The sequence below is a fragment of the Kitasatospora sp. NPDC059577 genome, assembly GCF_042735475.1.
In the GTDB taxonomy this organism is placed as follows: Bacteria; Actinomycetota; Actinomycetes; order Streptomycetales; family Streptomycetaceae; genus Kitasatospora.
Map to the genome: position 1 here is coordinate 1 of NZ_JBHWBZ010000098.1, position 7,429 is coordinate 7,429.

Consider the following 7,429-nt stretch of genomic DNA (forward strand, 5'->3'; position numbering starts at 1 on the left):
CGCGGCTCCTCGCTCTCTATAGACTAGTCCCACAATACACCAAGACCCTACACCGAGCCCCCCCCCCCCCCCCTGGGCGCGCCGCGCGCACCACTGTTGATTCAGTCGGTCCTCGACCGGCCGGCCCGGGCCTCCGACGTGGCCCGGTCCCGCCGGGTGTCCGACAGCCGGTGGGCGGGCCACTACGTGATCGTGTGCCCCGACAAGACCCGGCCGCGCCTGCCCTGCCCGACCGGGCAGCCCGCTCAGTAGTTCATGGTGTGGGTCCAGTCACCCCGCAGGGCCCCGCACATCCCGTCGAGGGCCTGCCGGTTGAAGGCCCGGACGCAGATCCAGCCCAGCTGGACGTCGGGGTCCGTCCGGTCGACACAGACGAGCACGTCCGGCCCCGCGTACCACCGGCAGCCGTCCTCCTCCGGCCCGTCCTCGAAGGGCGGCATCGGGGTGAGTTCCCGCTCCACGCGTTCGAGGTCGCCGGGCATCATCTCCCGACGCATCCCGCCCATGTCGTCGCAGAGGAGGTTCCCGTTCAGCACCGACTCCACGAAGGCGGCGGAGAAGCGGTCGGCCATCGGCTGCCAGACGGCTGCCACCGGGTCGCCCGGGGTCGCGTCCGTCACCAGAGGCGGGTCGTCGACGACGGCCTGGGCGACCGGGATCCCGACCGCCCAGTACCAGTACCTCTCGGCCAGGAAGACGAGGACCCCGTCCTCCACCTCCACGTCCTCCAGCGGGATCCACTGCTCCTGGCCCCCGAACAGATCGAACCGCCGCCCGAACCTCCCGTACGCCTCCCTCAGCGCGCCGGGCAGCCGCAGGCCGAGGCGCTGCTCGGCGGCGGCGAGCTCCTCCTCCGTGCAACCGTCCGTCGCCTCGACCGGTGCTCCGAGATGCGTGGCGAACCGTTCGACGAACCGCCAGGCGGCGGCCGGGCCGACGAGTGAGGAGGCCAACTCGGTGGGAAGATCGAATGTCCTGGGCACCCCGGTACCGTACCCGGGCACCACGACACCGTCCGGACCGCCCGGGGCGGCGGCCGGCCACACCTCCTCCGGCAGCGCCCCCGCCCCGCCCGTCCGGATGAACTCCGAGGCCACACCGACATTCCGCGCCGACGGACGACCGCGCCCCGGTTACCGTCCGGCGCACGGCCGAACGAGCACGCCGAACGAAAGGGGCCCACCGTGACGAGCGGAATCCTGGACTACGAGAGCGACGCGATCGTCCAGCTCATGAGCATGGCCGAGGAGGACTGGACGGAGCAGGAGCTCAAGGACGCGCTGCAGCGGGCGATCATGCTTGAGCTCTCCACCATCCCGCCCTACGCCACCGCCCTCTGGTCGATCACCGACCCCGACAACAGCAAGCCGGTCCGCCACACCATCCGCGAGATCGTCTTCGACGAGATGTCGCACTTCGGCCTGGTCTGCAACATGCTCACCAGCATCGGCGGCACGGTCGTCCTCACCGATCCGGCCACCGTGCCCAAGTACCCCGGCGAGCTGCCCGGCGGGGTCAACCCGGGGTTGGAGGTCTACCTCAGCGGGCTGTCCCGGGAGTCGGCCGGCCTGTTCTCCGACATCGAGAAGCCGGAGAACCCGCTCGCCTTCGCCGCCGACGGCAACACCATCGGCGCCTTCTACCAGCGCATCGCCAACGTCTTCCCGAAGTTCGCGCACCTGCTGACCGGGCGGAACCAGGTGACCTTCCCGCTGGGGGCGATCGGCCACGGCGCCGGCAACGACATCGTCGCGATGAACACCATCGACGACGTGCTGAAGGCGCTCGACGTCATCCGGACCCAGGGCGAGGGCACCGACGCCTCCCCGGACAACCCCTTCCCCGGGGCCCCCGGCGAACTCGCCCACTACTACGCCTTCAAGGAGATCGCCGTCGGCAGGAAGCTCGTCTTCGACGAGCAGACCGGGACGTACGAGTTCGCCGGCCCCGACCTCCCGCTGCCGGACGCCTCACCGGTCCCCCGTGTCCCGGCCGGCGGCTGGATCAACTCCCCCGGCAACGAGCCCGACCGGACCACCGCGGCCGTGCTGCGCGACTTCAACACCGCCTACAGCGACATGCTGCGCTCCCTCGAAGCGGCCTGGCGTGGCAACGCGGGCTCGCTCTCCGACGCGATCGGGCACATGAGCGATCTGGGCGACTTCGCACGGCAGTTGTACGCCATCAAGCTGCCCGCCACGCCCCGGTTCACCTACGGACCGGAGTGGCTCTTCCTCCCGTAGCCGACGGTCGGACCGGACACGGCGCGCGAACGTGACACCGCCGGCCCGGAAACGCCGGAGGCCGGTGCGGACCAGGGTCCGCACCGGCCTCCGGCGACTACCGCCGTACCGTCACGCGTTCGGCACGGTCGCGTACTTCGGCGTGCCCTCGGCCATCTGCTTGAGCGCGTCCTTGCGGTCACGCTTGGACAGCTTGTCGATGTAGAGGGTCCCGTACAGGTGGTCGGTCTCGTGCAGCAGGCAGCGGGCGAAGAAGCCGGTGCCCTCGACGCGGATCGGCTTGCCGTCCTTGTCGACGCCGGTCACCGCGGCGTAGTCCGGGCGCGGCAGCTCGGCGTACGCGGTCGGGACGGACAGGCAGCCCTCGTTGCCGTCGTCGAGCACCCGGCGGCGGTCGGCCGGGTAGTCCTCCAGCTTCGGGTTGATCACGTGGCCGATGTGGCGCACGCCCTCGTCGTCCGGGCAGTCGTAGACGAAGACCTTGAGGTCCACGCCGATCTGGTTGGCGGCGAGGCCGACGCCCTCGGCGGCGTACATGGACTGGAACATGTCGTCGATCAGCGCGGAGAGCTCGCCGTCGAAGGCGGTGACGTCCTTGACCTCGCGGTGCAGGACGGGGTTGCCGACGACGGTGATCGGGCGGGCGGTGCCCTTGCCGAGGTCGGGCTCCTCACCGATCACCTTCACGGGAGCCTCGGGCGCCGCCCCCTCCACGTCGTGCTCGTGCTCGTGCTGCTCGGCCTGCTCCGCCATGTCTTCCGCTTCCATAGGTCCTACGCGTACCTCACCAGGGTACTCAGCAGACTTCTTCGAGATCCCGGTAAGCCCGGGTTCCCGGGGAGGCCGTGACCCAGCGGTCCAGCAGGGTGCGCACCAGGTGGGCGGGGGCGGCGATCCCGCACTCCCGCTCGACCAGCCAGGACATCCCGGCCGCGCCGCCCTGGCTGAGGTGGCTGAGGTGGCCGGGGTGGGCGGCGTCCCCGTCGTCGTGCGGGTCGTGGTGGGCGGCGATGCCGTCGTCGGAGGCCATCCGGCTCTCCGAGCAGGCGCGGCAGAGCAGCCGCACCGAGGAGGTCCAGTCCTCGGCCGCGTAACCGGCGTCGGCGACCAGCCGTTCCAGCGCGTCCCGGTCCCCGGCGGTGGCGGCCTGCAGCAGCACCACGTAGGTCGGCACCGGGGAGGGCGCCCACAGCTCGATCTCGTCGAAGACGGGGTAGGCCACGCCGTCGGTGACCCGCTCGCCGTGCGGGGCGCCGTCGTGCAGCACCACCTCGCCCCAACGGCGGCCGGAGGAGGGCAGCGGGATGGAGAGGACCTCGATCCGGGCCGGGTCCAGGCGGCGGCCCCAGACCACCTCGGACTCGCCGTCCGGGGAGAGCCGCACCGGGGTGGTGCCGAGGTCGAGGCTGACCGGGCCGTCGGGCTGCCCGCCGGGGCCGCCGGGCAGCTTGAGGCCGTACGCCTGCCAGGCGCGGCGGGCCAGCGGCCAGTCCTGCAGGGCGGTGGCGGTGATGCCGAGGTTCCACCAGTCGGGGGCGCCGTGTTCACGGTCCAGCAGGGCGACGGCGCGCAGACCGGCCGAGCGGGCCTGCTCCCAGTCGCGGCGGAACTTGTGCAGGAGGGCGAGGTTGAACCAGGAGTCGGACAGCCACGGCTCCAGGTCGGCGGCCATCACCAGCAGCGCGCCGGCGTCCTCGTAGCGGCCGTCGCCGATCAGCGTGAAGGCCCGGTCGGTCGTCTGCCGCCAGGTGGCGGACGGCCGGTGCCGTGCCCGGTGGAAGATCCTCACGTTCGTCCCTGCCGTCGTCGTCCGCTCAAGTCCCGTGCCACCGCGCCCTTGCCGTCCCGGACGGTGCTCGGGGCCCGCTGTCCCGGGTCGGTGTTCCACGCTACGACCGCATCCAACCACGCCCGCCCCCGCCCGCGCTCCCCACCGTCGAGGTTGGGCCCGCCCCTCCCCAGCCTGCCCGCCCGACCGCGCCCTCTCAACCCCTGGCGGGTCCGGGACCGGCCGACGGGCCGCGAACCCGGCCGCCGACCGCTCCCCGCCGCTCCGACCGGGTCTCAGTCGCGGGCCTGGCCGCCGACCCGGGCCAGGGCGTCCACCACCCGGGCGTCGTAGACCCGGCCGCGGCCCAGCCGGATCACCTCCAGCGCCTCCAGCCGCCCCACCGCCTCGCCGACGCCCCGGCCGCGGGCGGCCGTGAGCAGGTCGTCGTGGGCGTTGGCGACCCGGATGATGCGGGCGGCGAGCGGCACCGGTCCCTCGCCGCCGGCCTGGCCGGCGTACGGGTCGGCCAGCCGGGCGACCTGCTCGGCGACCTGCCGGGGCACCCCGGTGCGGCTGATCACCTCGCTGCCCAGCCGGGCGATCCGCTGCTGTTCGGCGCAGGGCAGCACCGCCGTGGCTCCGTCCGGCACCGGTTCGACCAGGGACAGCTGGCCGACGTCGTGCATCAGCGCGGCGTACTCCAGCAGGGCGAGCTCACGGGTGCCCAGGCCCAGCTCGCGCCCGAGGGCGCACGCCGTGTCCGCGACCCGGCGCGCGTGCCCGTGCGGGGTGTAACCGGCCACCTCGGTGGCGCGGGCGAGGCTGGCGATGGTCTGCCCGGTGGTGGCCCGGACCGCCGCGGCGCGCCGGAAGGACACCTGGGCGAGCAGCAGCGGGGTGCAGAACAGTGGCAGCGCCCAGAGCCCGACCTCACCGGCCGCGAGGCTGACCAGCATGCCGGTGGCGACGATCGCCGAGCCGATGCCGAACAGCGAGCGCAGTTCGTCCTCCAGCGCCGCGGGGAACCGCAACCCGCCCTCGGAGCGGCGCAGCAGTGCCGCCAGGGTCGCGTCGCACAGCGCGGCCAGCGCGGCGACGGCGGTCAGGAACGCCCCGTACGCCGGGCCCTGCGGCGAGAAGCGGTCGACCAGGGCGCCGTTGTACAGCGGCTGGAAGACGGCCGCGGCGAAACCGACCGCGAGCAGCCGGCGGGCGGCGCTGTCCCGGCGGGCCGGGTCGGCCCAGGGCGGGCGGCGGTGCGGGCGGTCCGGGCGGTGCGGCAGGGCCAGCCCGGGCAGCCACGCCAGCAGCAGGCCGGCCCCGGTCACCGCGACCACCTGGAGCGTGCCGTGCGCGGTCGGCACTCCGCGCAACGGTCCGAGCAGGGCGTACGCCAGCGCGCCGGCCGCGCCGATGGGCGCCTGTTCGCGATCGCCCGGAAGGGTGATCCGGACGCACTCGCCGAGCGCGATCAGCGCGGTGAACGCCAGCGCGACCCGGGGCTCCGCGACCCCGCGCACCGCGACCGCGCCCAGCGCGAGCGCCAGCAGCGCGGCGGCCGCCGCGTGCACCGCGCGGGCGGTGGGCCCGCACACGGTACGGCCGGGGAACGCCCGGCCTCGGGCCGTCCGGCCGAGGGCCGCGCGCCCGGGCGCCGTCACGGCTGCCCGGCCGCGGGGACGCCGCCCGGGGAGGGCACCCGGCCGGGGGCCGTCCGGACCGGTTCGGGCACCCCGAGCGGGATGTCCGGGACGGCCCGCACGCAGTCCTCGGAGTGCACCACCGGCTGCCAGTCGTGCACGGCCAGCGCGTCGATCAGCGCCCGCACCATCACCGGGTCGAACTGGCTGCCGGTACAGCGCTCCAGCTCGGCCACCGCCTCGGTGACCGGGCGTCCGCGCCGGTAGGAGCGGGTGGAGGTCATCGAGTCGAAGGCGTCGGCGACCGAGATGATCCGGGCGAACTCGGGGATCTGCGGTCCGGCCAGCCCGCTCGGGTAGCCACGGCCGTCCATCCGCTCGTGGTGGTGCAGGATCCCGGCGTGCGCCTCGCCGAGGAAGTCGATCCCGCGCACCAGCTCGTACCCGTACACCGGGTGGACCTCCACGGCCCGCCGCTCCTCTTCGCTGAGGGGACCGTTTCTGCGCAGCAGCTCGGTCGCCACCCCGAGCTTGCCGACGTCGTGCAGGACCCCGGCGAAGCGCAGGGTGCGCAGCCGCTCGGCCTCCATGCCCAGCTGATCGGCGATCAGCACCGAGGCGCGGCCGACCCGTTCGCTGTGGCCGCGGGTGTACGCGTCCTTGATCTCCACGGCCTGCACCAGCGACTGCACGGTGGCCTGGTGGGCGTCCTGTTCCCGCTGCCCCTGCGCGAACACCCAGGCGGAGATGGACAGCGGCAGCAGCGCCAGCAGCGCCGCGAACGCGCCGTACGGCCCCTGCCAGAGCACCGCGACCATCAGGCCGCCGGCCGCGTGCACCAGTACCGGCAGTCCGCACACCGAGCAGGCCCCGCGCAGCAGCACCCCGGCCCCGCGGCCCTCGCTGAGCATCACCATCACCCCCACCACCACCCCGTTGACCAGGCAGAACGCGGCGACGGAGGCGAACCCGGGCAGCAGCGCGGCCGGGAAGCGGGAGCCCAGCAGCAGCTGCGGGCCGCACAGCAGGTGGAAGACCACCGAGGAGGCGAAGGCGCAGAGCGCGAGCTGGGAGCCGTTGAACAGCTGGCGGCGCCGGCAGCCGGGCCCGCTCGGACCGCCGAGCACCGCGGCCGGGGCGGCGACCAGGGCCGCAGCGGACGGAGGGAGCATCAGGACCCCGGCGAACAGCACCGGGAAGAAGGCGTTCACCCCCGGCCGGGCGGGCACCCGCGCGGGCAGTGCCGGGCGGCGCAGCATCCGGCGCACCAGCACCAGGCAGGGCGTCGGCAGCCCCTGGGCCAGGGACTCCCAGCAGCCGTGCAGGAAGGCCAGCAGCCCGAGCTTGGGCCAGTCCGTCGCCCCACCGAGCCAACGCGGCACCCCCGGGGTGACCGCGGCGGGCAGCAGCGGCACCAGGCAGCACAGCGCCGCCACCGGGACGGCCACCAGGTAGCGCACCGCCCCCGGCGGCAGGGCCGCGCCTTCGCTGTCGGTAGCGATCTCGACCTCCCCGCCGTCCGGGCCCGGTGTTGCCTCAGCACGCCGGGCGAACCGGCGGTGAGCGTCCGTCAGGAGGATAGGCCGCCGTCCGGGCGTGGGGACGCATGATCCCGCAATGGTGCAGTTGGCGCACCGCCAACTCACTCGAACGAGTGACGGCGCACGCGAGCAGAACGGGAGCGGGGGGGGGGGGGGGGGGGGGCGCGGCGCGCGCGCGGGGGGGGGCCGCTCGGCCGCCCCGCCCGCGGCGCGCGGGGGGGGGGCGGGCGGGCT

The 7,429-nt window shown here is 74.4% G+C and carries 6 protein-coding genes; 1 reads left to right on the forward strand and 5 read right to left on the reverse strand.

Features of this window, described 5'->3' with window-relative positions; genetic code table 11:
• Window positions 1–245: 245 nt before the first annotated feature.
• Window positions 246–983 carry an SMI1/KNR4 family protein gene (locus ACFV0O_RS39660; RefSeq protein ID WP_380349394.1) on the reverse strand — a complete coding sequence of 246 codons (738 nt, stop codon included), beginning with the start codon at window positions 981–983 and terminating at the stop codon, window positions 246–248.
• A gap of 201 nt (window positions 984–1,184) precedes the next feature.
• Between ACFV0O_RS39660 and ACFV0O_RS39665 the strand changes: the two genes are divergently transcribed.
• A complete protein-coding gene (locus ACFV0O_RS39665) occupies window positions 1,185–2,243 on the forward strand; it encodes a ferritin-like protein (RefSeq protein ID WP_380349397.1) in 1,059 nt (352 codons plus the stop codon).
• 111 nt (window positions 2,244–2,354) lie between these two features.
• Here ACFV0O_RS39665 and def read toward each other — a convergent pair whose 3' ends face one another.
• From def to ACFV0O_RS39685, 4 genes are all read right to left on the reverse strand, one after another.
• A complete protein-coding gene (gene def, locus ACFV0O_RS39670; RefSeq protein WP_380349400.1) occupies window positions 2,355–2,996 on the reverse strand; it encodes a peptide deformylase in 642 nt (213 codons plus the stop codon).
• Window positions 2,997–3,039: 43 nt separating this feature from the next.
• Window positions 3,040–4,032 (reverse strand): hypothetical protein, encoded by a 993-nt coding sequence (locus ACFV0O_RS39675; RefSeq protein ID WP_360259472.1) that lies wholly within the window; start codon window positions 4,030–4,032, stop codon window positions 3,040–3,042.
• A gap of 275 nt (window positions 4,033–4,307) precedes the next feature.
• Window positions 4,308–5,585 (reverse strand): HD-GYP domain-containing protein, encoded by a 1,278-nt coding sequence (locus ACFV0O_RS39680; protein ID WP_380349403.1) that lies wholly within the window; start codon window positions 5,583–5,585, stop codon window positions 4,308–4,310.
• Between the two features lie 86 nt (window positions 5,586–5,671).
• The gene (locus tag ACFV0O_RS39685; RefSeq protein ID WP_380349406.1) at window positions 5,672–7,114 is read right to left on the reverse strand and encodes an HD-GYP domain-containing protein; all 1,443 of its coding nucleotides are present in this window, start codon (window positions 7,112–7,114) and stop codon (window positions 5,672–5,674) included.
• Window positions 7,115–7,429 lie beyond the last annotated feature (315 nt).

Coding starts and splice junctions, on each gene's coding strand:
- def (WP_380349400.1), bottom strand. CDS start 2,996: ATGGCGGAGCAGGCCGAGCAGCACGAGCACGAGCACGACGTGGAGGGG.